1 protein-coding gene is annotated in these 614 nt (G+C 58.6%); it reads left to right on the forward strand.

The features are described 5' to 3' along the window. Positions 1–503 (forward strand): hypothetical protein (locus EK369_RS21560; RefSeq protein ID WP_206198165.1); only part of this gene is annotated, 503 nt, incomplete at its 5' end. Positions 504–614 lie beyond the last annotated feature (111 nt).

Here is a 614-nt window from a genome sequence, read left to right on the forward strand (position 1 = left end):
TACACGACGCTTTCCAAAGCCGGGCGTTTAGTGCGATGAATATTCAGGGCTTGAGTCTCAGTGGAAATACGGAGCCGTGTCCACGTTGCGGACGTCAGTCACGAATAATGGACGGCAAATTCAACGTCGACGACAGCGGCAATGTTGAAGTTATTTCCGCCCCGGCCTGGACCCGGGCGGCCCTACGGGAAATGCGCGACACCCTCGTGTCGGCGCGGGAAGCTACGCCCGAAGACCCCGATGCCATGTTCCGAACTCTTGAAGAGACGAACCCTGCGGCCGCAAAGCTGGTGGACGCCCGCACATCCCCGGCCTGGACGCGTGAGCAGAAGCTGGCGCTGTTCACCGCCCTGATTGCATTGCTTACCCTTTGGGCCACCATTGCCCCGAAGGAAGACGCCAACGCAGTCACACCTGAAGAGTTGAAGTCAATAATCGACACGGCAGTAAAACACGTCAACGAAGGAACTGAGCCCCCTCCTCCCACTTCAACGGGAAACTGACCGCGCTACCACGAAGGCCGTCCTGGGCTAGGACAGGGCCGGCGCTTCGGTTGTGTGGATTCTCCGATGTTCAGCCTCAGTTACACCTCTGAGATGCGACAAGTTCACGCA

The organism is Shimia sediminis, from assembly GCF_003990645.1.
Lineage (GTDB): Bacteria > Pseudomonadota > Alphaproteobacteria > Rhodobacterales > Rhodobacteraceae > Shimia > Shimia sediminis.